Genomic DNA, 23,076 nt, shown 5'->3' with positions numbered 1-23,076 from the left:
TGGTGCGGACCTGCGGACGCTACTCGGTCGTCGAGACCCAGTCGATGAGCAGGTTGCCCTGCTCGCCCCAGTTGCCGACCTGGAACATGAAGCGGTGCGGGGTCGTCGGCACGTCGTGCGTGACGGTGCCCAGGACCTTGCCGTCGACGCTGTACGTGACGGACTCACCGGGGACCCAGTCGACCTTGTAGGTGTGCCAGTCGCGCCACGAGACGCCGGTGCCGAGCTGGACGCGCTCGGCTTCCTTGCCCGGGGTCATCGAGTGGTGGAACACCGAGGGGCTGTCCTCGAAGTTGCCCTCGGGGAAGTCGATCTCGCCGTCGGCCCACACGTTCGACGTCGGCCACAGCATGAAGGCCGCGCCGTTGCCGTCGCCGCCGGTCGCCTTCGCGCGGACCGAGAACGAGCCACCGACGTGGTCCCAGGCGCCGTCGGAGGAGCCGAAGGTGCCGGCCGCTCCGGCACCGGTGCCGAGGGCGACGTCCATCACGCCGTCGTGCACCGACACGGTCTTGCTCGGCGCGTAGATGCCCGAGGTGCCGTCGGGGTAGGGCTGCCACGACTGCGGGTACAGCGACTGGGCGAGGCCGGTGACGGCGTTCGTGGTGAAGTCCTCGACGAACGGGGCGTCCGGTGCGATCGCGGACAGGTCCGCGGGGGAGGCCTCAGCCTCGGGCGCCGCTTCCGGCGCGACCTCGGACTCGGGCTCGGCCTCTGCGTCGGGCGCGGGCTCGGCGACGGGGGCGGAGTCCTCGATCGGCGCGGAGTCCTGCTCGGGCTCCGCATCCGGGGTCCACTCGTCGGTGGGGGCCGGGGTCTCCGTCTCGTCCGGGGCCGGCGTCGGGGTGGGGTTCACCGGGGCGTTTTGCCAGCGGCGTTCGCCGTCCCAACCCCACCAGGTGCGGGCGGAGGCGGCGGTGGGGACGCCGAGGACCAGGGCGCCGGCGGTCGCGACCGCCAGGATCGCGCGGTGGCGGATCATCGGGTGCCCCCTCGGGTGACCGGGGGCGTGGACGTGGTGCGTGGGGTCGTGCCGCGCGAGGGCGTGCACGTGCTTCGGGTCGAGATGTCGGGCTCCTCGTGGATGCTCGGGCGCAGGATGCGGGGAGGGATGGACGCATCAGCCGGCCGGATGCCGAGGGTTTCGTTGACACGTCCACGGACATCTTGCATCATTTGTGACCCGTTCGGGGGGCGTCACGGAAATCGACCGACGAACGCCCGGTGTCCGACCGTCGAACGTGCATGGTGCAACGCGCGGCGAGCCGACCGCTCAGACCCGGGGGATCGGCTGCAACCGCTGCAGTTGCGTCACGTGCCCCGGCTCGAGCTCGTCGAGCGAGGCCACCCCGAGCAGCCGCATGGTCCGCTCGATCTGCTCGGACAGGATCTGGATCATCCGGTCCACCCCGGCCTCGCCGCCGGCCATCAGCCCGGACAGGTAGGCACGGCCGACCATCGTGAACGTCGCGCCGAGGGCGACTGCGGCGACGATGTCGGCGCCGGACATGATGCCCGTGTCGAGGTGCACCTCGGTGTCTTTCCCGACCTCCTTGACCACGGAGGGCAGCAGGTGGAAGGGGACGGGGGCGCGGTCGAGCTGCCGGCCGCCGTGGTTCGACAGCGTGATGCCGTCGACGCCCAGGTCGGCCAGGCGCTTGGCGTCCGCCAGGGACTGCACGCCCTTCACGACGATCTTGCCCTGCCACTGGTCACGGATCCAGGCGAGGTCCTCGTAGGTCACGGTCGGGTCGAACATGTGGTCGAGCAGCTCGCCGACGGTGCCGGACCAGCGGTCGAGCGACGCGAACGCCAGCGGTTCGGTGGTCAGGAAGTCGAACCACCACCACGGCCGCGGGATCGCGTTCACCACGGTCCGAGCACTCAGCTGCGGCGGGATCGAGAACCCGTTCCGCTTGTCCCGCAGCCGTGCACCCGCGACGGGGACGTCCACGGTGACGAGCAGGGTGTCGAAGCCGGCCTGCTGGGCGCGGGAGACCAGCGCCATCGACTTCTCGCGGTCCTTCCACATGTACAACTGGAACCAGTTGCGCCCGTGCGGGTTGGCGTCGCGGACGTCCTCGATCGCGGTGGTGCCCATCGTGGAGAGCGAGAACGGGATACCGGCACGTCCGGCGGCCCGGGCACCGGCCCGCTCGCCCTCGGTCTGCATCAGCCGCGTGAAGCCCGTCGGCGCGATGCCGAACGGGTACGACACCGGTGCCCCGAGCACCTGGCGCGAGGTGTCCACCCGCGACACGTCCCGCAGGATCGCTGGGGTGAACTCGATGTCCTCGAACGCCTGCCGCGCGCGGGCGAGGGAGATCTCCGCCTCGGCCGCGCCCTCGGTGTAGTCGAACGCGGCCTTCGGGGTGCGCCGGGCGGCGATGTCGCGGAGGTCCCAGATCGTCAAGGCCTGTTCGAGGCGCTGACGCCGACCCGGCAGTGAGGGCTTCTTGAACTGCATGAGCGGGGCGAGGTCCCGCACCGTCGGCAGCTGCCGCTTGACCCGCGTGCGAGCGGCGGACGCGGAGCCGGTCGCGGGCGCCGGTGCCCCGGTCGCGGGGTCGATCCGGTGCTGGTCGTCGGTCGTGGTCATGCGTGGCTCCTGACGGGGGATCGATCGGGATCGGCGCGCGACGACGCCGAGGGGGTGTACTGCACGGGCTCGACGCTCCGTGCGACGATGCTGCGGAGTGCCTCCAGTGAAGCCCCTCCGAGGCCCGCGAGTCCAGCGGCGCGCGCCTGCACCAGCACGTTGCCGAGTGCGGTGGCCTCGACCGGACCGGCCACGACCGGCAGGCCGGTGCGGTCCGCGGTCAGCTGGCAGAGCAGCCGGTTCTGCGAGCCGCCGCCCACGACGTGCACGACCCGGATGGCCTTGCCGGTCACGTCGGCGATGGTGCGCAGGGTCTCGGCGTACGCCGTCGCCAGCGACTCGAGGATGCTCCGGACGAACTCCGCGCGCGACGCGGGGGCGCTCAGCCCGTGCGCCGCGCACCACGCGGCGATCCGCGCCGGCATGTCGCCTGGTGCCGTGAACGACTCGTCCGCGGGGTCGAAGACGGGGACCGGGGCGGTGACGGCCGCGGCGGAGGCGAGCAGGGCCTCCAGGTCGACGTGGTCGCCACCGCGCTCCCAGGTGCGGACGCTCTCCGACAGCAACCACAGTCCGGACACGTTCTTCAGGAACCGGACGCGGCCGTCGACACCGCCCTCGTTCGTGCAGTTCGCGCGTCGTGCCGCGTCCGACAGGACGGGCGCGTCGAGCTCGACGCCGACGAGCGACCACGTGCCCGACGAGATGTAGGCGAAGTCCGGCTCCGTCGCGGGGACCGCGACGACGGCGCTCGCCGTGTCGTGCGAACCGACCAGCGTCACGTCGGTCTGCCCGCCGACGAGCGCGGCGACGGACGGCAGCAGGGGGCCGAGTCGGTCGCCCGGGTCGCGCAGCGTGGGCAGCAGCCCGGTCGGGAGGCCCGCAGCAGCCCGCACCGCGGGGTCCCACCCACGGGTGGTCGCGTTCAGTGCCCCGGTCGTCGAGGCGTTCGTGCGCTCGGCCGCCTCGACCCCCGTCAGCCAGTACCCGAGCAGGTCGGGCACGAGCAGCGCACGCTGCGCGAGCTGCAGTGACGGGTCGGCAGCCCACTGGAACAGGGTGTTGAACGGCAGGTGCTGCAGGCCGTTCCGGGCGTACAGCTCGGTGGCGCCCATCCGGTCGTGCACGGGGACGACACCGCCCTGGTGCCGGTCGTCGCGGTAGTGCGACGGCAGCCCGAGCAGTCGGCCGTCGCGGAGCAGGCCGTAGTCGACCGCCCACGAGTCGATGCCGATGCTGGCGATCGCAGGGTGCTCGGCGAACGCACGCCGCAGCCGCTCGGTCACCTGCCGGTACAGCTCGACGACGTCCCAGTGCAGGGTGTCGCGGCCGGTGTCGGCGTCGCCCTCGTGCAGGGTGACGGGGCCGTTCGGGAACCGGGCGACGTGGTCCATCCGGACTCCGTCGGGGTCGACGTGGCCGACGATCACCCGGCCGCTGGTCGCCCCGAGGTCGACCGCGGCGACGCTGCCGCTGGTGTGCATGCCGTGCTCCTGCTCGGTTCGTTGGTCGTCGCTACCGCAGGAAGGCCGCGGCGACGCCGGCGTCGACGGGCACGTGCAGGCCGGTGGTGTGCGAGAAGTCGTCGGTGCAGATGGCGTAGACGGCGTTCGCGACGTTCTCGGGCACGACCTCGCGCTTGAGGATCGTGCGCTGCGCGTAGAACTTGCCGAGGTCCTGCTCCTCGATGCCGTACGTCTTGGCGCGGTTGGCGCCCCAGCCGCTCGCGAAGATGCCGGAGCCGCGCACGACCCCGTCGGGGTTGATGCCGTTCACGCGGACGCCGTGCTCCCCGAGCTCGGCCGCGAGCAGCCGCACCTGGTGGGCCTGGTCGGCCTTCGTGGCGGAGTACGCGATGTTGTTCGGCCCGGCGAACACCGAGTTCTTCGACGAGATGTAGACGATGTCGCCGCCCAGGCCCTGCTCGATGAGGACCTTCGCCGCGGCCTTCGACACCAAGAACGAACCCTTCGCCATCACGTCGTGCTGCAGGTCCCAGTCCTGCTCGGTGGTCTCGAGCAGGCTCTTGGACAGCGACAGACCCGCGTTGTTCACGACGAGGTCGAGGCCGCCGAAGTGCAGCAGGGTCTGCTGGATCGCCTGGTCGATCGCGGCGGCGTCCGTCACGTTCGCGGCGACGCCGATGGCTTGGTCGAGGCCGCCGATCTCGGCGGCGGTCTCCTGCGCCTTCGCCAGGTCGAGGTCGGCGATGACGACGGCCGCACCCTCGGCCGCCAGGCGCTTCGCGATCGCCTTGCCGATGCCCGACGCCGCCCCGGTGACCAGGGCGATGCGCGTCGCGAGCTTCTTGGGCGCGGGCATCCGCTGCAGCTTCGCCTCTTCGAGGGCCCAGTACTCGATCCGGAACTTCTCGGTCTCGTCGATGGGGGCGTAGGTGCTGACCGACTCGGCGCCGCGCATCACGTTGATCGCGTTCACGTAGAACTCACCGGCGACCCGGGCGGTCTGGGCGTCCTTGCCGTACGAGAACATCCCGACACCGGGCACCAGCACGATGAGCGGGTCGGCGCCGCGGATCGCGGGGGAGTCCGGCGTCGCGTGCCGGTCGTAGTACGCCTGGTAGTCCGCGCGGTACTGCTCGTGCAGTTGGTGCAGGCGTGCGGTCTGCTCCTCGACGGAGGCCGTTGCGGGCAGGTCGAGGATGAGCGGCGTGACCTTGGTGCGCAGGAAGTGGTCCGGGCAGCTCGTGCCGAGGGCCGCGAGTGCTTCGGCGCGCTCGCTCGCCAGGAACTCGAGCACGACGTCGCTGTCGGTGAAGTGCCCGACGACCGGCTTGTCGTGCCCGGCGATGCCGCGGATCGTCGGGGCGAGGGCTGCGGCGCGTGCGCGACGTTCGTCGGTCGGCAGTGCTTCGAACCCCGCTCGGATGCCGCCGAACGGGTCCGCCGTGCCGTGCTCCGCGAGGTACTGCTCGGCGGTGTCGATGATCCAGCGGGAGTTCGCCTCGGCCTCGTCGCTCGTGTCCCCCCACGCGGTGATGCCGTGGCCGCCCAGGATCGTGCCGATCGCCTGCGGGTGGTCACGCTTGACGCCTGCGATGTCGAGCCCGAGCTGGAACCCGGGCCGTCGCCACGGCACCCAGACGACCCGGTCGCCGAAGATCCGCTCGGTCAGGGCCGGACCGTCCGCCGCGGTGGCGATCGCGATGCCGGCGTCGGGGTGCAGGTGGTCGACGTGGGCGGCGTCGACGAGGGCGTGCATCGCGGTGTCGATCGACGGCGCGGCTCCACCCTTCCCGTGCAGCGTGTAGTCGAAGGCGGCGACCATCTCGTCCTCGCGCTCGACGCCGGGGTAGACGTCCTGGAGGGCACGGACGCGGTCGACGCGCAGGACCGCGAGGCCCGCCGGGGTGAGGGTGCCGAGGTCGCCCCCGGTGCCCTTCACCCAGAGCAGCTCGACCGGTTCGCCCGTGACGGGGTCGGTGTCGGTGCCCTTGGCGGAGGTGTTCCCGCCCGCGTAGTTCGTGATCCGCGGATCCGAGCCGAGCGCGTTCGAGCGCGCGACCAGCGCCCGGATCGTGGTCTCTGCGTCGGTGCCGTGCATTGCGGGGTCCACCCGTGCCTCCACTGTGTTCGTCATGTTCCTACGCGCCCCAGCCGGCCTGGACGCCGCCGACGCGGTCCTCGGCGATGGACTGCTGGTAGCCCGAATCCAGGTACGCGCGCATCGGGTTCGCCGGCAGCCCGCGGGACTCGCGCCACGCGGCGAGGTCCTTCCGGACGTCGGTCTGGTAGGCGTCCATGAACACCTCGTTCGCGCCGAGGACGTCGTGCGCCTCCTGCGCGGCGGTCAGTGCGACGCGGTCGAGGAGCAGCGCGCGGGCCGTCATCTCCTGCACGTTGAGCACCGAGCGGATCTGGCCGGGGATCTTGTCCTCGATGTTGTGGCACTGGTCGAGCATGAACGCGACGTCGGGGTTGTCGTACCCGCCGCCGCGGACGACCTCGACCAGGATCCGGAACAGCTGGAACGGGTCCGCGGCGCCCACGATCAGGTCGTCGTCGGCGTAGAAGCGCGAGTTGAAGTCGAAGGAACCGAGCTTGCCGAGGCGCAGGAGCTGCATCACGATGAACTCGATGTTCGTGCCGGGGGCGTGGTGCCCGGTGTCGAGGCAGACCATCGCCTTCGGCCCGAGCGCCGCCGTCTGCACGTAGCTGGTGCCCCAGTCGGGGACGTCCGTGTGGTAGAACGACGGCTCGAAGAACTTGTACTCGAGCACCAGTCGCTGGTCGGCGCCGAGGCGGTCGTAGATCGTGCTGAGCGACTCGTGCAGACGGTCCTGGCGGGAGCGCATGTCCTCCTGCCCCGGGTAGTTCGAGCCCTCGGCGAGCCAGATCTTCAGGTCGCGGCTCCCGGTGGCGTCCATCACGTCGATGCAGCGCAGGTGGTGGTCGATCGCCTTCTGCCGGATCGTCTCGTCGACGTGGGTCAGGGCGCCGAACTTGTAGTCGTCGTCCTGGAACGTGTTCGAGTTGACGGTGCCGAGCGAGACCCCGTGCTCCTCGGCGTGGCGCTTGAGGTCGGCGAAGTCATCCACCAGGTCCCACGGGATGTGCAGTGCGACGGTGGGCGCCAGGCCGGTGTACCGCTGCACCTGGGCGGCGTCGGCGATCTTCTCGTAGGGGTCGCGCGGGGTGCCCGGCGTGCTGAACACCTTGAAGCGGGTGCCGGAGTTGCCGAAGGCCCAGCTGGGCAGCTCGATCTGCTGTCGTGCCAGCTGGTCGGCGATGCCGGCGAAGCTCGGGGTCGATGTCATCGTGTCACTTCCTCGTGTGCGATTGAATCGTTTCATACAGTACGGCTTGCGCGGGTTTCGCGCAACCGCGGTGGTGCTGTGGGCGGGGCGGGGCGGGGCGGGGCGGGGAACCAGGTTCCGGACACAGCACCACGCACTTCCGCGGTGTTGTGTCCGGAACCTGGTTCCGGCAGACCCCTACGCGGCGGGGACCGCGGCGGGCGCGCGCAGGTCGTGCCTTCCGCTGCCGAGCCGCTGCTCCGCAGCACCCGGCAGGCGCACCACCGCGGTCACGCCCTCGGGGACGGTCGCCCGGACGTGCAACTCCCCGTCGACGAGCTCCCACCGCACCGCGACGTGCCCGTGCACGGTGTCGAGCGAGGTCTCCGCCCACGTCAGTCCACCGCCCGGCTGCGGGGCGATGAGCACGGACTCGTACCCCGGCGACAGCGGCGACAGACCACCCACCACCCGGTGCATCCAGTCCGCCACGGCACCGAGTGCGTAGTGGTTGAACGAGGTCATCTCACCCGGGTTGATCGTGCCGTCCGGCAGCATCGAGTCCCAGCGCTCCCACACCGTGGTCGCCCCCATCGTCACCGGGTACAGCCACGACGGGCACTCCGTCTGCAGCAGCAGCCGGTACGCGTCCTCCAGGTGCCCCGTCTGCGTCAGCGCATCGGTGATGAAGGGCGTTCCCGCGAAGCCCGTCGAGATCCGGTACCCGGACGCCTCGACCAGCTCGGCGAGACGCTCGCCGGCCACGGCCTGCTCCTGTTCGGACAGGATCCCGAACACGATCGCCAGTGTGTACACCGTGGTCGCGTCCGACAGGATCCGCCCGTCATCCTGCAGGTAGTGGGTGCGGAACCCGGCCTGGAGGCGCGTGGCGAGTTCCCGGAACTCCGCTGCTTCCGCCTCGTGACCGCCCAACACCTCCGCCGCGTCCGCCACGATCGTCGCGGACCGGTAGGCGCAGATGGTCGCGACGACGCCCTTGTCGGCCTTCGCGTCGGCCGGGGCCTCGGGCGGGGCGTCCGGGTCGAGCCAGTCGCCGAACTGGAACACGGTGTCCCACAGGTCCTCCGGGGACAGGTGGTCACGGACCCGGCGCAGGTGTGCGGCCATCGAGTCGAACTGCTCCTCGAGCACCGCGGTGTCGCCGTACGCCTGGTACAGGGTCCACGGCACCCAGACCCCGGCGTCCGACCAGACGGCGGTCGCGTCGGGCGTGCCGAAGTCCTCGGCGGGGGAGTACTTCAGCACGTCCGGCACCACGAACGGGATGATCCCGTCGGCGTGCTGCTGCTCGAGCCAGACGTCGCGCAGCCAGTCGGCCAGGAACGTCCGGGTGTCGAACAGGTACGAGGCCGTCGGGGCGAACGCGGCGATGTCGCCCGTCCAGCCGAGTCGCTCGTCGCGCTGCGGGCAGTCCGTCGGCACGCTCAGGAAGTTGCCCTGCATGCCCCGGACGACGTTGTCGTGGAAGGTGTTCAGCAGCTCGTGGCTCGACGCGAACGTGCCGGTGCGGGTGAGGTCCGACCCGACCTGCACGGCGGTGACCGCAGCGCGGAGTTCGTCGTGCGTGCCCGGCCAGCCGTCGACCTGCGCGTACCGGAACCCGTGGAACGTGAACCGGGGCTCGAACGTCTCGGGCTCGTCGTCACCGCGCAGGGTGAAGTGGTCCGTCGCCTTCGCGGTGCGCAGGGGGCGGGTGCCGAGCTCGTCGTGCTCGAGCACCTCGGCGTGCTGCAGGGTCAGCACGGTGCCGGCCGGGCCGGTCGCGGTGACCCGGAGCCACCCGACCAGGTTCACGCCGAAGTCGAGCAGGGTCGCTCCCGACGGGCTCGTCCAGATCGCCACCGGGGCGATCTCGGCCAGCGGGCGCACCGGCGGCACCGTGTCGGCGACGAGTTCGCGCTCGCCGATGTCGACCGTGTGCACCGTGCTCGTCTGCCCCCGGTGCCCGTCAACGCTGGGCACGGTGACCTCGCCGGGCGTCAGGAACGAGCCGTCGCGGAGTCGGGCGTCGATGTCCTGCCCGTCGTAGAGCTGGTCCGCGGTGATCGCGCTCGACAGGGCCTGCCAGTCGGTGTCGGTCGTGACGTGCTGCTCGTGCCCGTCGGCGAAGGTGATCCGGAGTTCGGCGAACCCGGCGCGCTCGTCGGTGTACCAGCCACCGCCCCCGCCCCAGGCCAGACGTCCGGCGGCCCAGCCGTTTCCGACGACGAGCGCGAGCACGGCCGGCTGCCCGGGGACCGTGTCGGACAGGTGCTCGGTGACGTCGTGCGAGACGACGCGGATGCGCCACTCGTAGCTCGTCCACCCCGGTTCGAGCAGGTGGTCGGAGACGCGCTGCCCGCCGAGCCAGGCCTCGACGACGCCGAGGGCGCTGACGTCGAGGGTGGCGGCGGTGACGGCGCCGTGGCCGTCGTCGAGGGTGAACTCCCGACGCAGGATCGGAGCGCTGCCGAGGTCGGTGTCGGCCGCGATGAACGGTGCGGTCCAGGTGGTCATGTGGTGGTCCTTTCACGCGACCGGTCGTCGTCGACCGGTGCGGGGGTCGTGGGCCCGGCCGTCCGCCCGGGTGGGCGGTGTGGCGGAGGCGGGTCGCGCCTCCAGGCCGGGGTGGGCGGTCAGCCCTTGACGGCGCCGCTGGTCATGCCGGCGACGATCTGACGGTTGAAGAAGACGTAGAGGATCAGCGGCGGGATCGTGATGAGCAGCACGTCGGTGAACAGCAGGTTCAGCTGGCTGACCGACTGGCTCTGGAACGCGTAGAGCGTCTGCTGCACCGTCGCGTTCTCGGACCCCGGCAGGAAGTACAGCGGGTTGGTGAAGTCGTTGAACACCGTCACCGACTGCACGAGCACGACGGTGATGATCACCGGCTTGAGCAGTGGCAGCACCACCCCGAAGAACAGGCGGATCGGGCCAGCGCCGTCGAGCACGGCCGCCTCGTCGAGTTCCTTCGGGATCGTCGCGACGAACGCCCGGAACAGCAGGATGCAGAACGACAGGCCGAAGGTCGCCTCGATGAGGATCATCCCGCCCATGGTCTTGAACAGGTTGAGCCCCTGCAGCACCCAGATGGTCGGCACGATCGCCGGCGGCACGATGAGCCCCGCCAGCACGAAGAAGTTGATCAGGGCGTTCCACCGGCTCGGTCGCCGCTGCAGGACGTACCCGACCATCGCGGAGAACACGACCATGACGGTGACGCTGCCGACGGTGAGCAGGGCGCTGTTCCAGAACGCGCGGAGGATCCCACCGTCGCCGCTCTGGAACACCGCCTGCAGGTTCTGCCACAGCTGCCAGTCGGTCGGCAGGCTGAAGCCGAGCTGGTTCGCCTCGGCGGGGTTCTTCGCCGCCTGGAGCAGGACGAAGACGAACGGCACCAGGAAGACGACGAAGCTGACGACGATGGCGATCGAGCCGATGATCCACCGGCGGGCACGGCCGGGGTGGCGGGACCGCGTCGGGGTGCTGACGCGGGTGCTGGCGAGCGTGGTCACAGCTCTGCCTCCTTGCGGTTGAGGAGCCACGAGATCGGCACCATGATCGCCGTGACGACGACGAACAGGACCACGTTGCCGGCGGTGGACAGGCCGTAGAACCCGGCCTGGTACTGCTTGTAGATCACGCTCGCGATCACGTCGCTCGTGAACCCCGGCCCGCCGCCGGTCATCGCCCAGATCAGGTCGAACGACCGCAGGCCGCCGATGAGCGACAGGATGATGACCGTGCCCATCGCGGGGCGGGACAGCGGCAACGTGATGTTCCGGAAGATCGACCACGCGCTCGCGCCGTCGACCCGTGCCGCCTCGAAGTACTCCTGCGGGATCGCCACGATGCCGGCGATGAAGATGAGCGTCGCGATGCCGACGCCCTTCCAGACGTCCACCGCTGCGACGCTCCACAGCGCGAGCGCCGGGTCGGTCAGCCACCCGGGGGTGGGCAGGCCGACCGAACCCAGCACGCCGTTGATGATCCCGTGGAACGGGTCCATCAGCGCCTTGAACGTGATGCCGATGCCGATGGTCGACACGAGCACCGGGAAGAACACGACCGCCCGCAGGTAGCCGCGCCCCAGCACGGGCGACGTGAGGAGCAGGGCGAGGGCGAGTCCGAGGACCACCTTCGCCGCGCTCGTCACGAAGCCGTACTGGAAGGTGTGCACGAACCCGGAGACGAGCTGCGGGTCCTGGAAGAACCGGACGAAGTTGTCGAAGCCGATGAAGGTCTGGTCGAACAGCGTCCAGCGGGTGAGTGAGAAGTAGAACCCGGCGAAGGTCGGGACCGCGAAGAACACGACGTACAGCGCGATCGCGGGGATGAAGAACCACGCGGGGTAGAACGAGCGCATCCGCTTGCGCGCGGGTCCGGGGCGGCCGGCCTTGCGTGTCTGCGGCGGGGCCACCGCCGTCGTGAGGGTCGCGGTCACGCCGATCACCAGCCCTTGATGCCGAGCTGCTGTGCCTGCTGGACGACGTCGTCGTCGTACTGGTCGGCGCCCTTGCTCGCGGTGGTGATGCCCGAGCCGACCTGCACGCAGATCTTCTCGAGGTTCGGGCCCTTGATCGGGGACAGGAACTCGAGCGCGGGGCTCGCCTTGCCGTCGTCCAGGTACTGCTGCAGGTCGTCGATCATCGGGGGCACGTCGTCCGGGAGCGAGCAGGTCGAGATGACGTACGGGCCGGCGGGGGTGCCGGTGTCGTTCTGCACCTGGCAGCCCTCGGTGGAGTTCGCGAAGGCGACGAACTTCTTCGCGGCCGCCAGCTTGTCACCGGTGGTCGTCTTCGGGATGTACAGGCCGTTCGGCTCCCAGATCGTCAGGTTCGTGTCCGCGGCGTCCTCGGCCGGCAGGGCGAACGCGCCGATGTCGTCGACGGCGTCGGGGGAGTCCTGCTGGATCGCCGAGATCGCGTTCGTGAGCATCGGGTACTGCGCGCCGGTGCCGTCGGCCAGCATCTTCAGGCCGTTCGCCTGCGTGGCCGAGGCGTAGTCCTCGTTGTAGAGGTCCTTGTCCTTGCCCTCGGCGAGGTGCTCGAACCCGGCGAGAGCGGGTTCGTCGGCGTAGGACTCCTTGTTGGCGGTGTAGTCGTCCGCCCACTTGTCGTCCTGCGCGGTGATGTTCGCGAAGTCGCCGAGGACGAACAGCTGGCTGGTCCAGGTGTCGCCGTAGGTCTGGATGATCGGGGCGACGTCGCCGGCGTCCTTGATCTTCTCGCTGTTGCTGATGAACTCGTCCCACGTGGTCGGGACCTTGAGGCCGAGGTCGTCGTAGACCTTCGTGTTGTAGAGCACCGCACCGCCGAAGCTCGTGCCGAACGGGGCGCCGTACATGCCCTTGTCGGTGCTGACGACCTTGGTGAACTGCGGGTCGACGTCACTCGCCCACTTCTCGTCGGACAGGTCCACCAGGGTGTTGTCCGGGTTGAGGGCCTGCATGAGCGAGCCGGAGTTGTAGTTGAAGACGTCGGCGGCCTCGCCGGTCGACAGCCGGGTCTTGATCAGGTTGTCGCCGTCGGTGCCCTGGGGGCGGGTGTCGAACTTGACGGTGATGTCGGGGTTGGCCTTCTCGAAGGCCTCGATGAGCGGCTTCGCGGTGGCCGCGGTGGCCGGGGCGTTGTCGGCCTGGTAGGTGATCTCGACCTTGCCGCCGCCTTCGTCGGCGGAGCCGCCGGACGAGCACGCTGCGAGCCCGCCGATCAGGACCGTCGCGCCGCCGATGGCGATCGCGCGCTTGGTCACGGAACGAACTGACATTCCTTACCTCCTCGTAAGGCCCGGGGCTGGGGTACCCCGGGTGAAACGGACCCGGATCCCGCGCCGTCGCGGGGTCCGGTTACTGCGTTTTAGAACGTTTCAATCAGGATGGAACCACGAGGATTGAAGCGTGTCAATCGCTGTGCCGATTTCGTTACGCGATCCCGCAGCTCGCTCGCTCGTTCGTCGTTCGGTGCGAGGTTCAACACTCGGTGACGGGCGCGCGGGCTCGCACGGAGTGCGCAACCTCGCACCGAGCCGACGCGCGGTGCTGCACCGTGCGGTGGTCGCGCCGCCCGCCGGCCGGGAGGCCCGTGCCGGCCCCGCCCCGCGCCTCCCGTCCGGTGTCCGGTCGCGTCCGCGGGCCCGCGTCGCCTCGTGCGCGCCGGCCCGGCCCGGCAGCCCGCTGCCCACTGCCCACTGCCCACTGCCCACTGCCCGCAGCCCGCTGCCCCGGCCGCTGCCGCTGCCCACTGTCCGCGAAAGCGACAGTGTGCCGCCGAACGTTCGCGCCGATCTGTCGCTCTGGCGAACCGGACGCAGCGACGGCCCGCGGATGTGTCGCTTTCGCGGGTTGGTCCGCCGCCGGTCAGGCCTCGGTGCGCCTCGGGTCGCTCGGTGTCGCACCAGCGACGGCTGCCGCGGCGGCCGCTGCGGCCGCGCCCTCGCGACCGAGCGTGCTCTCGCGGGGCACCAGCTCGCTGCCGAGCACGACGGTCCGGTGCACGTGCATCGGGTCGGTGAGTTCCTCGAGCAGCAGTTCCACCGCGGCCGCACCCATCTCCGAGCCGTGCATCGTCACCGAGGTCAGCGGCACCGCACCACCCCACGCCACGGAGTTGTGGTCGCAGCCCGACACGGGGATGTCCTCGGGGACGCGGATCCCGGCGGCTCGGAGCTCGGAGACGACCGCCATCGCGAGCAGGTCGGTCACGCCCAGCACTCCGTCGGGGCGTTCGCCCTCGGGCATCCGCGCGATGCGGAGCCCGGCGTCGGTGCCTCCGGGAGGGTCGATGTCCCCGGCGTCGACGTCGACGAGTACGACCCCCGGGTGCGCCGCGACGGCCCGCAGTACCCCCGCCCGTCGGCGGTCGACGGGCTGCAGGTCCGGACGGGCGCTCACGAACCCGATGCGTCGGCAGCCGCGGTCGATCAGGTGCTCGGTCGCCAGGAACCCGGCCTGCTCGTTGTCCACGACCACCGCGCACGCGTCGAGCTCGGTCGGTTCGTAGTTGACGTACACGACGGGTCGGCCGTGGCGCCGCGCGACCTCGACCTGGTCACGCGACTCCGTCATCGAGGCGAGCAGGATCCCCGACACCCGGGCGCTCTCGAGGTAGGCGAGGTGTTCGCCCTGCGCCTGCAGGTCGTCCTCGCTGCTGGCGATCAGCAGGGTGAAGCCGCGTTCCCGCGCGGCCAGCTGCGCTCCGTTGACCATGTCGCTGAACAGGGAGTTCCGCAGCGACATCACGACCAGGCCGATCGCGCGCGTGCTGCCGGACACCAGGGCGCGGGCGTTGCGGTTCGGGGTGTACCCGAGCGCGTCGATCGCATCCCGCACGCGTGCGGCGGTGGCGTCGGCGACCCGCTCGGGGTGGTTCAGGACGTTCGAGACCGTGGCGAGCGAGACCCCGGCCCGGGCGGCGACGTGGTGCACGCTCGGCGGACCGTCGCGCCGGGGGACATGCACCATGCTCCGATCGTAGGCGGCGGGGGAGCCGTGTCCGGACCGGCCCCTAGGCGTCGGCGACGGAGGACTGCCGCACCACGAGCTCCGGTGTGAACTCCACGTGCTCGAGGTCGATGTCCTGCCCCTGCTCGACCTGCTTCGTCAGGAGTTCGATCGCGCGGCGGCCGAGGTCCTGCGCCGGCTGCCGTACCGACGTCAGCGGGACCACGGCGGACTCGGCGAACGCGATGTCGTCGTAGCCGACGATGGCGATCTGCTCGGGCACCGCGATGGTGCCGCGCATGATGAAGGCCTGTTCGAGCCCGACGGCGAGCAGGTCGTTGGCGGCGAAGACGGCGTCCGGGCGATCGGCGGCCGGGCGGGCCTGGATCGCTTCGCCGATGCGGCGCCCTTCGAGCACGGACAGCGAGGTGGTCGGCAGGGCTTCGAGCCGGATGCCCGCGGCCTGGGCGGCGGCGAGTGCCCCGGCGTGCCGGTCGGCGACCTGGCGGATGCCGAACGGCCCGCCGACGAAGGCGATGTGGGTGCGGCCGATCGCCGCGAGGTGCTCGACCGCGATGCGGCCACCCGCGACGTCGTCGACGGAGACCGAGGCGAAGTGCTCGTCGTCGGCGCGACGGTCCACCAGCACCACGGCGGTGCCCTGGTCGCGCAGCCGCGCGAGGCGGGACAGGTCGTCACCGGCGGGGGAGATCAGGAGTCCGGCGACACGGCGTTCCTCGAACAGGTCGACGTAGGTGCGTTCGCGGTCGGTCGACTCGTCGGAGTTGCCGATCAGGACCGCGAGGCCGTTGTCCATCGCGGCGTCCTCGGCACCCCGGGCGACGTCGGTGAAGAACGGGTTGCCGCCGTCGAGCACGATGAGGCCGACGGTTGAGCTGCGTCCGGCCCGGAGCTGCCGTGCGGAGTCGTTGCGGACGAACCCGAGCGTCGCGATCGCCGACTGCACGCGTTCCACCGTGCCGGGAGCGACCTTGTCGGGGCGGTTCAGCACGTTCGACACCGTTCCGAGGGACACGCCCGCGAGCGCTGCCACCTCTCGCACACTGACCGCCATGTGGTCATCCTGGCATCGGCGCGGTCCGCGCGGTCGGCCCGCGCCGTGATCTGTGGAAAACGCGGACGGGAGGCGCGGGGCGGGCCGGTACCGGGCCTCCCGTCCGTGGGGTGTCGCGTCGACTGCCCGCGCACGGTGCGAGGTACGCGGCTGGTGCCCGGCGAATCCGCTCTTGCCAGCGCACGCACCGGAGCGCTATCGTCCTCGTCGTCCCGTTGAAACGATTCACCGACGAACACGCGAACGGAGGACCAATGGCGGTCCGCATCGGAGCCCGGAACACCACGGGCTGGAAGGCCACCGTCTCGGTGGCCATGTCGAACTACATCGAGTCGGGGTCGATCATCGCGATCGCCACGAGCCTGAGCCTGTGGCAGGCGGAGTTCCGGATCGGCGACCTCGAGGTCGGCCTGCTCGCGAGCCTGTCCGCGAACGCCTTCGGTGCCGCCCTCGGCGCGATCGTCGGCGGACCGCTGTGTGATCGGTACGGCCGGAAGTTCATCTACACGTACGACCTGCTCCTCTACATGCTCGGCATCCTGCTCGCGGTGTTCGCCGGCAGCTACGGCATGCTCCTGGTCGGCTTCATCCTGACCGGCATCGCCGTCGGTGCGGGTGTGCCGGCGAGCTGGACCTACATCGCCGAGCAGGCCCCCGCGGACAAGCGCGCGGCCCACGTCGGCACGGCACAGCTCGCGTGGTCGATCGGGCCGATGGTCGGGTTCGCCCTGGCGATCGCCGCGGCCCCGCTCGGCCTGCTCGGCAGCCGCCTCATCTTCGCCCACCTGTTCGTCGTCGCCGCCATCGTGTGGTGGCTCCGCCGCGGGCTGCCCGAGTCGGCGATCTGGAAGGACGAGCGCGCGGCCACCGGCACGGCGAACTTCTTCCACGGGATCACGCAGCTGTTCAGCCGCCGGAAGAACCTGACCGCGATGCTGTTCCTGTTCGGCGTCTACGCGCTCTGGAACACCGTCGCCGGGCAGGCCGGCATCTTCCAGCCGCGGGTGTACGCGGCGACCGGGGTCACGAGCGTCACCGAGCAGTACGGACTGCAGATCCTGGTCTGGGGCTGCACCGTGGCCGCGACGTACTTCGGCTTCATGCGGTACGCCGACCGGGTCAGCCGCCGCGCGCTCTACGCCGCCGGGGCCGTGCTGGCGATCATCGCGTGGGCCGTCCTCATCTACGCGCCCGCCAACCTCGGCACCCTGCTGTTCTTCGCCGTGGCGTGGGGCATCTCGTCGGGCATCGGCGCGCAGGCGTTCTACGGCCTGTGGACGAGCGAGCTCTTCGCCACCCGGTACCGCGCCAGCGCCCAGGGCGTGCTGTTCCTGGCCGCCCGTGTCATGGTCGGCCTGCTGAGCATCTGGTTCCCGCTGCTGCTGTCGGACATCGGGCTGCGGGCCCTCGGCGGCCTGATCCTGGGCCTCCTCGCGCTGTCGTTCCTGGTCGGCACGATCTGGGCACCGCGCACGCAGGGCAAGACCCTCGAGGCGATCGAGGCCGAGCGCTACGGCACCGTCACCACGGTCACCGGGACGGTCCGCACCGCCGACGAGCGCACCGTCCACGACGCCGAGCAGCGTCGCCGCGAACAGGCCGGCCGGTGACCCGCGTCTGCTTCCGGCTGCAGGTGCAGGTCGAGCTGCTCGACGCCTACCGCGAGCGGCACGCCACCGTGTGGCCGGCGATGCTCCGGGCGATCGCGGCGGCGGGGCGGCGGAACTACTCACTGTTCCTCGACGACGACGGACTGCTCATCGGGTACTACGAGACGGACTCGGTGGCCGATGCGGACGCCGCGCTCGCCGCGTCCGAGGTGGCCGCGGCGTGGGAGGTGCACATGCAGGACCTCTTCGCCGGGGCCACCGGGCGCGCCGACCAGACGGCGCGGGTGCTGCCCGAGGTGTTCAACCTGGAGGACCAGCTCGCGGCCGCGCCGGACTGACGGGGGCCGTGGCTACCGTGGACGCATGCAGCCGCCAGCAGCCGGGACCCTCCGCATCCTCCACCTCTCCGACACCCACCTGACCGGCGACGGGTCCCTGCACCAGGGCGCGGTCGACACCACGGCCGCCCTCGAACGGCTGCTCGCCCACGTCGACGCGGTGCCCGGCATCGGGCTGGTGGTGGTCTCGGGCGACGTCTCCGAGGACGGCAGCCCCGAGTCCTACGCGACCGTGCGGGACCGCCTCGGCGGCTGGGCGGAACGGCACGGAGCGGCCCTCGTCGCGGTGCCCGGCAACCACGACCTGCGCGAGGGCTTCCGGCAGGTCCTGGCGAACGGGCACCTCCTGGGCGACGGCGGCACGGCGCTGATGCACACGCTGGAGTACCTGCCGCCGACGGTCCCCGTCTCCGGGCAGTCGGTCGTCGCGGGTCGACGGATCGTGACCGTCGACACGAGCGTCCCGGGTGCCGGGTACGGCGAGCTCAGCGACACGGCGCTCGAGCACCTGCGCACGGCCCTCGCCGAAGACGCCCACAGCGGCCCGGACGACGCCCCGCGCGGCACCGTCGTCGTCCTGCACCACCCGCCGCTGCCCGCCCCGACCGAGCTGCACGAGGCCCTCCGCCTGCAGAACCCCGAGGCGCTCGCCGACGTCATCCGCGGTTCCGACGTGCGGGTCGTCCTCGCAGGCCACTACCACCACCACTTCGCCGGGTCGCTCGCCCGCGTCCCTGTCCTCGTCGCCCCCGGTGTCGCGAACGACACCGACGTCGTCGGCCCGTACGACGAGGAATCCGCCGTCGTCGACAGCGGCGCGCTCGTCGTCGACGTCGCCGCAGACGGCTCCGTCTGGTCGACACCGGTCCGCGTGCCACGGGGCGACGCCGACCCGCGGGCGTTCCGCCTCGACCCCGAGACGGTCCGCGCCGTCATCGCGGCCGCCGGCAAGCACTGAGCCCGGTCCCCACGTGCGGTGGACGCGCGTGACGGCGGATTGGAGGCCCGTGGCGGCGCCGCCACGGGCCTCCAGTCCGTCGTCTGGTCACGTCCACAGCCGCGGTACCCCACGTCTTCGGGTTGCGTGCGGGAACACCGAGTAGCACGGACGCACACCTGGAGCGAAGGAGCACCCATGCGAGTCGGCAGTGCAGTGCAGTACGACCGGTACGGCGACTTCGACGTCGTCGAGCTCGTCCCCCAGCAGAAGCCCGAGGCCGGACCGGGCGAGATCGTCGTCGAGATCGTGGCCGCAGGCCTGAACCACATCGAGCGGTTCCTGCGCGAGGGGAAGCTCCGCGACCACGTCGACCTCGAGTTCCCCGCCCACCAGGGCGTCGACTTCGCCGGCATCGTGCGCGCACGGGGCGACGGCGTGAAGGACCTCCGCATCGGCGACGAGGTGATGGGGCACGCGCCGACCGGCGGCGCCCACGCCACGTGGATCGCGGTGCCGCGCGGCGCCGTCATCAAGAAGCCGGAGCACGTCGGGTGGGAGGTCGCCGGCGGCCTGTACCTGGCGGGCTGCACCGCGGTGTCGGTCGTCCGGTCGCTCCGGCTCGGACCGCAGGACACCGTCGTGATCTCGGCCGCAGCCGGTGGCGTCGGACACATCGAGTGCCAGCTGGCGCACGACGCCGGCGCGACCGTGATCGCCCTCGGCAGCCCCCGCAACCACGACTACCTGCGACAGATCGGCACGCTGCCCGTCGCCTACGGTGAGGGCGAGGAAGACCGCATCCGCGACATCGCCGACGGCCGGCCGATCACCGCGTTCATCGACAACCACGGCGAGAGCAACGCCGAGCTGCTGGCCGAACGTCTCGGCGTCGGCCAGGAGCGCTTCGTGTCGTCGGAGGAGCGCCGGGACATCGAGGTCCGGTTCCTCCGTGCACCCGCCGAGGACGAGGAGACGCGCGAGCTGCTCACCCTGCTGGCGAAGGCCGTGCAGGACCGCCGCGTGCAGGTCCTGATCTCGGGCTTCTACCCGTTCGAGTACATCGTCGAGGCCTACGAGGACCTCGCCGAGATGAAGTCCCGCGGCAAGGTCGTGATCGGCATGCAGACCGTGGAGACCGGGGCGCGGCTCGACTGGTACCGCTCCGAGAAGGCCCGTGACCTGCGCGACCGGTACGCCGATGCGCGGGGGACCGACACGGAGACGATGGCCGGCGGATCGGCGTCGCCCGCGAGCTGAGCGAGCTGCCCGTCGCAGGGGCCCGACACCTTCGTGCCGGGCCCCTGCCGCGTCAGCTCAGGATGTCCTTCGAGGCGAACCGGCTGTACGCCAGCGCCCCGAACACCACGACGTACCCGAGCTGCAGCACCGCGTTCGACCCGAACGAGTCGAACGAGATCGGGTCGCGCAGCAGGTCGCCGAACCCGAGCCACTGGTGCGAGAACAGGAACGGGTGCAGCCAGTCGAGCTGGGGGAGCTGGTCGAGCACCTGCGACGCCCCGGCGAGCACGACCGTCGCGGCCATCGCGCCGACCGGCACGTTCGTCAGCGTCGACGTGAACATGCCGATCGCCACGAGCCCGAGCATCGACATCGCGACGTACAGCGCGAGCAGCAGGGCGCGGCCGGCGTACGACCAGCCGCCCACCTGGGTGCCGGAGAGCAGCGTGACGGGGCCGATCGGGAACAGCACGGCGCCGATCGCCGCTCCGACCAGCACCACCAGCAGGGTGGCGGCCAGGCAGAACGCGACGGCACCGGCGAACTTCACCAGGATGAACCGCACGCGGCCCGTCGGTGCGACGAGCAGGTAGCGGATCGTGCCGTGGCTGGCCTCGCCCGCGACGGTGTCACCGGCGACCACGCCGACGGTCAGCGGCAGGAACAGCGGGATCGACACGGTCAGTGCGGTGAACGCCACGAACAGGCCGTTGTTGGTGATGTCGCCGAGGAACGCCGGCCCGCCGTCATCGCCGTCGGTGGTGAGCTTCACGGCGACCGCGATCAGGATCGGCACGAGCGCGAGCGCCCCGAGCATCGCCCAGGTGCGGCGACGCCGGAACACCAGCGCGAGTTCGGAACCGAGCAGTGCGAACGGGCGCTGCCGGCGGCGGACGGGCAGGTCGCGCACGGCCGCGTCAGGCTGCGACATCGAATCCCTCTCCGGTGAGTGCGACGAACAGGTCCTCGAGGGTGCCGCCGCCCACCGTCAGGCCTCGGACCCGGACGTCGGCGCGCACGAGCTCCGTGGTGATCGTCTCCGGCAGCAGCTCGTTCGGCAGGTCGGCCACCAGTACGTCGGCCCCGCCGTCGTGCCGCGGGGTGAGCCCGAGTCGGGTGAGGACGGAACCGGCCTGCCCGATGTCGGGCGTCCGCACGGTCACGGTCCGGGCCCCGGCTGCGCGCAGCTCGTCGAGGGGGCCCTGCGCGACGATCTTGCCCGTCCGCATGACGGCTGCGTGCGTGCAGATCTGTTCGATCTCGGCCAGCAGGTGGCTCGACACGAACACCGTGGTGCCGTCGTCGGCCAGGGAGCGGATGAGGTTACGGACCTCGCGGGTGCCCTGTGGGTCGAGGCCGTTGGTCGGCTCGTCGAGCACCAGCAGGTCGCGCGGGGACAGCAGGGCGTTCGCGAGACCGAGCCGCTGTTTCATGCCGAGGGAGTACGCGTGCGCCTTCTTGTCGGCCGCGTGGGTCAGCCCGACGCGGTCGAGGGCATCGGCGACGCGGGCCTTGCGGGAGCGCGGGTCCGACGTGGGGTCTGCGGCGTCGAAGCGCTGCAGGTTCGCCCGGCCGGACAGGTACGGGTAGAAGGCCGGCCCCTCGACGAGTGCACCGACGCGGGGCAGGACGTCGTGCAGCGCCTTCGGCATCGGTTCGCCGAGCAGCTCGATGGTGCCGCCGCTCGCGCTCGAGAGCCCGAGCAGCATCCGGATCGTGGTGGTCTTGCCGGAACCGTTCGGCCCGAGGAACCCGAACACCGCGCCGCGCGGCACCGCCAGGTCGATCCCGTCGACCGCACGCTGCTTGCGGAACACCTTCTGGAGGTCCGTGGTGCGGATCGCCAGGTCGGGCGCCGGCCCGGCCGTGCTCGCCTGATGGTCGGCTGAGTTCACCTCGTGGTCGGCTGTGCTCACCTCGTGGTCGACCGCGCTCACTTCGCGGCGTCGACCAGGGAGGCGACCGGCACGGCACCCGCGAGCACGCGGCCGTCGTCGGTCAGGTAGACCGAGACGAGCGACGTCTGCACGGCACGGCCGCCGTCGACGGGCTTCGTCAGCTGGTCGAGCAGGCCGGAGGCCTCGCCCTCGAGCCCGGACCGGTCGACCGTGCCGGCGGGGAGCTCGGCGATGGTGCTCCAGCCCGTGCCCGTGAAGGTCGGCTCGTCACCGCTCGGGGTGCCACGGTGGTCGCCGTGCTCGCCCTTCGCGTGGGATCCGGCCTCGGACAGGTCCTTTTCGGTCACCTTCGCGTTCGACGGTGGGGTGAAGTCGAAGAGCCGGGCCGCCGGGGCGCCGTAGTCGAGGCTCGTGAACCCGACCTGCACCGCGGGGTCGTCCGCGCCTGCAGCCTGGACGCTCGCACGGAGCGGGAGCCCGGTCTGCTGGTCGACCGCCAGCCGGACGGCTCCGACGAGGGTGTCGGACGACTTCGGCGTGAGGGTGATCTGCCAGGCGTCGTGTCCGGCGACGCTGACCTCGGTCGGCTTCGACACGGTGGTGGTCGGGGTGATCGCGTCGATGGCCTGCTTCGCGATGTCGGCCGGGGTGGTCGTGCCGCCCCGCGGGTCCTTCGCGGTGTCGCTCGGCAGGGTCACGTGCGTGGCCGTTCGCTCCTTCGAGTCCCAGGTCCAGACGTCCGAGCCGTTGCGGACGACGTCCTGCTCGGCGAGCTGCTGCGTCAGCTGGACGCGCTGCTTGTCGGGGCCGTCGACGTAGACACGGGCGGTGTGCGACGCGGTGAGCAGCCCGAGCACGTCGGAGGCGTCGCCCTCGAGCGAGGAGCCGCCGGACCCGGTGGGCAGTTCGGGGAGCCCGAGTGCGCTCGTCTGCGAGAGCTTGCCCGAGTACTTGGCGTCCGACGACTTCGCGATGCTGGCGATGACGTCCGACGCGCTGGGGTTCGTCCCCGCGATCGGGTCGTTCGCGGCGTTCGCGATCATCGGGGCGGCAACGGCGCCGGCGACGACGACCGGTGCGATGACGGCTGGCAGCCAGGCTGACTTCTTCATCGGGTTCCCCTCGTGGAGCATTGGAGTCGTCGGTACCGTACGTCCGGCCCCCGACAGGCAGCTGGGCG

18 protein-coding genes are annotated in these 23,076 nt (G+C 71.2%); 4 read left to right on the top strand and 14 right to left on the bottom strand.

Annotated features, from left to right (window positions below; all coding sequences use genetic code 11):
- Positions 1 to 19: 19 nt before the first annotated feature.
- From DEJ08_RS13685 to DEJ08_RS13635, 11 genes are all read right to left on the bottom strand, one after another.
- A complete protein-coding gene (locus tag DEJ08_RS13685; RefSeq protein WP_258367289.1) occupies positions 20 to 982 on the bottom strand; it encodes a family 16 glycosylhydrolase in 963 nt (320 codons plus the stop codon).
- A 291-nt stretch (positions 983 to 1,273) separates the two neighbouring features.
- Complete coding sequence (locus tag DEJ08_RS13680) at positions 1,274 to 2,599, bottom strand: alpha-hydroxy acid oxidase (protein ID WP_181439069.1); 1,326 nt, start codon at positions 2,597 to 2,599, stop codon at positions 1,274 to 1,276.
- Positions 2,596 to 4,083: a rhamnulokinase gene (locus tag DEJ08_RS13675; RefSeq protein WP_111055510.1), complete on the bottom strand. Its 1,488-nt coding sequence runs from the start codon at positions 4,081 to 4,083 to the stop codon at positions 2,596 to 2,598. Before DEJ08_RS13675 ends, DEJ08_RS13680 begins: the two co-directional genes overlap by 4 nt.
- A 31-nt stretch (positions 4,084 to 4,114) precedes the next feature.
- A complete protein-coding gene (locus tag DEJ08_RS13670; RefSeq protein WP_111055511.1) occupies positions 4,115 to 6,163 on the bottom strand; it encodes a bifunctional aldolase/short-chain dehydrogenase in 2,049 nt (682 codons plus the stop codon).
- 40 nt (positions 6,164 to 6,203) lie between these two features.
- A complete protein-coding gene (gene rhaI / locus DEJ08_RS13665) occupies positions 6,204 to 7,376 on the bottom strand; it encodes an L-rhamnose isomerase (RefSeq protein WP_111055512.1) in 1,173 nt (390 codons plus the stop codon).
- Between the two features lie 177 nt (positions 7,377 to 7,553).
- Complete coding sequence (locus DEJ08_RS13660) at positions 7,554 to 9,872, bottom strand: family 78 glycoside hydrolase catalytic domain (protein WP_111055322.1); 2,319 nt, start codon at positions 9,870 to 9,872, stop codon at positions 7,554 to 7,556.
- A gap of 119 nt (positions 9,873 to 9,991) precedes the next feature.
- Complete coding sequence (locus tag DEJ08_RS13655) at positions 9,992 to 10,870, bottom strand: carbohydrate ABC transporter permease (RefSeq protein ID WP_111055321.1); 879 nt, start codon at positions 10,868 to 10,870, stop codon at positions 9,992 to 9,994.
- The gene (locus DEJ08_RS13650) at positions 10,867 to 11,799 is read right to left on the bottom strand and encodes a carbohydrate ABC transporter permease (protein WP_241660435.1); all 933 of its coding nucleotides are present in this window, start codon (positions 11,797 to 11,799) and stop codon (positions 10,867 to 10,869) included. The genes DEJ08_RS13655 and DEJ08_RS13650 overlap by 4 nt, the downstream gene beginning before the upstream one ends.
- Before the next feature lie 5 nt (positions 11,800 to 11,804).
- The gene (locus tag DEJ08_RS13645) at positions 11,805 to 13,124 is read right to left on the bottom strand and encodes an ABC transporter substrate-binding protein (protein ID WP_111029963.1); all 1,320 of its coding nucleotides are present in this window, start codon (positions 13,122 to 13,124) and stop codon (positions 11,805 to 11,807) included.
- A gap of 589 nt (positions 13,125 to 13,713) precedes the next feature.
- On the bottom strand, positions 13,714 to 14,817 hold the full coding sequence (locus DEJ08_RS13640; RefSeq protein ID WP_111055320.1) for a LacI family DNA-binding transcriptional regulator: 1,104 nt from the start codon (positions 14,815 to 14,817) through the stop codon (positions 13,714 to 13,716).
- A 43-nt stretch (positions 14,818 to 14,860) separates the two neighbouring features.
- Positions 14,861 to 15,871, bottom strand: a complete 1,011-nt coding sequence (locus DEJ08_RS13635; protein WP_071405040.1) for a LacI family DNA-binding transcriptional regulator — start codon at positions 15,869 to 15,871, stop codon at positions 14,861 to 14,863.
- Positions 15,872 to 16,125: 254 nt separating this feature from the next.
- Here DEJ08_RS13635 and DEJ08_RS13630 point away from each other — a divergent pair, with 254 nt between their 5' ends.
- The 4 genes from DEJ08_RS13630 to DEJ08_RS13615 all read left to right on the top strand — a co-directional run bounded on the left by DEJ08_RS13630 (position 16,126) and on the right by DEJ08_RS13615 (position 20,016).
- A complete protein-coding gene (locus tag DEJ08_RS13630) occupies positions 16,126 to 17,481 on the top strand; it encodes an MFS transporter (protein WP_214540720.1) in 1,356 nt (451 codons plus the stop codon).
- Positions 17,478 to 17,819 carry an L-rhamnose mutarotase gene (locus DEJ08_RS13625; RefSeq protein WP_111055319.1) on the top strand — a complete coding sequence of 114 codons (342 nt, stop codon included), beginning with the start codon at positions 17,478 to 17,480 and terminating at the stop codon, positions 17,817 to 17,819. The genes DEJ08_RS13630 and DEJ08_RS13625 overlap by 4 nt, the downstream gene beginning before the upstream one ends.
- A gap of 25 nt (positions 17,820 to 17,844) precedes the next feature.
- Entirely contained in the window at positions 17,845 to 18,777 is a 933-nt protein-coding gene (locus tag DEJ08_RS13620) for a metallophosphoesterase (protein WP_111055318.1), read from the top strand.
- A 177-nt stretch (positions 18,778 to 18,954) separates the two neighbouring features.
- Positions 18,955 to 20,016, top strand: coding sequence for an NADP-dependent oxidoreductase (locus DEJ08_RS13615; protein ID WP_051596869.1), 1,062 nt, complete (start codon positions 18,955 to 18,957; stop codon positions 20,014 to 20,016).
- Between the two features lie 52 nt (positions 20,017 to 20,068).
- On the opposite strand, the gene DEJ08_RS13610 is transcribed toward DEJ08_RS13615, so the two are convergent.
- Genes DEJ08_RS13610 through DEJ08_RS13600 form a run of 3 tightly spaced genes read right to left on the bottom strand, consistent with a single transcriptional unit; the run spans position 20,069 to position 23,008 of the window.
- The gene (locus DEJ08_RS13610; protein ID WP_027466217.1) at positions 20,069 to 20,929 is read right to left on the bottom strand and encodes an ABC transporter permease; all 861 of its coding nucleotides are present in this window, start codon (positions 20,927 to 20,929) and stop codon (positions 20,069 to 20,071) included.
- Positions 20,916 to 21,893 carry an ATP-binding cassette domain-containing protein gene (locus DEJ08_RS13605; protein WP_111055325.1) on the bottom strand — a complete coding sequence of 326 codons (978 nt, stop codon included), beginning with the start codon at positions 21,891 to 21,893 and terminating at the stop codon, positions 20,916 to 20,918. Before DEJ08_RS13605 ends, DEJ08_RS13610 begins: the two co-directional genes overlap by 14 nt.
- 38 nt (positions 21,894 to 21,931) lie before the next feature.
- A complete protein-coding gene (locus DEJ08_RS13600) occupies positions 21,932 to 23,008 on the bottom strand; it encodes a LolA family protein (RefSeq protein WP_146248550.1) in 1,077 nt (358 codons plus the stop codon).
- Positions 23,009 to 23,076 lie beyond the last annotated feature (68 nt).

This window comes from Curtobacterium sp. MCLR17_054 (genome assembly GCF_003234335.2).
Classification (GTDB): domain Bacteria; phylum Actinomycetota; class Actinomycetes; order Actinomycetales; family Microbacteriaceae; genus Curtobacterium; species Curtobacterium flaccumfaciens.
This window is presented reverse-complemented; position numbering and strand designations above follow the sequence as displayed.